Raw genomic sequence first — 289 nt, 5'->3', positions numbered from 1 at the left:
AACAGTTCGTTGTCGTGAAAATTTGAGAGACTCGAACACACCGCTTATCTGCTCTTATTACGGAGAGCAGACACAGTGTGTCGTTTCAATTTTCAGCTTGATCCAGATTTTTAAAGAGCAAAACTTCTTAATGCACTCGGAAGTACATTCAGAAGTTCATCATTCATCAGACAATCTGTGTGGACACTACAAAGGCAGGTTCTTTAAGGTAAGGAGGTGATCCAACCGCAGGTTCCCCTACGGTTACCTTGTTACGACTTCACCCCAGTCATGAATCACAAAGTGGTAA

General features: G+C 42.6%; 1 rRNA gene. It reads right to left on the bottom strand.

The features are described 5' to 3' along the window. Window positions 1–209 precede the first annotated feature (209 nt). Window positions 210–289 (bottom strand): 16S ribosomal RNA (locus M8014_RS00065); the annotation flags it as partial.

Source organism: Silvania hatchlandensis, from assembly GCF_025564065.1.
Taxonomy (GTDB): Bacteria; Pseudomonadota; Gammaproteobacteria; order Enterobacterales; family Enterobacteriaceae; genus Enterobacter; species Enterobacter hatchlandensis.
Note: the sequence above shows the minus strand (reverse complement) of the source record. Positions and strands in the feature narration are given on the sequence as shown.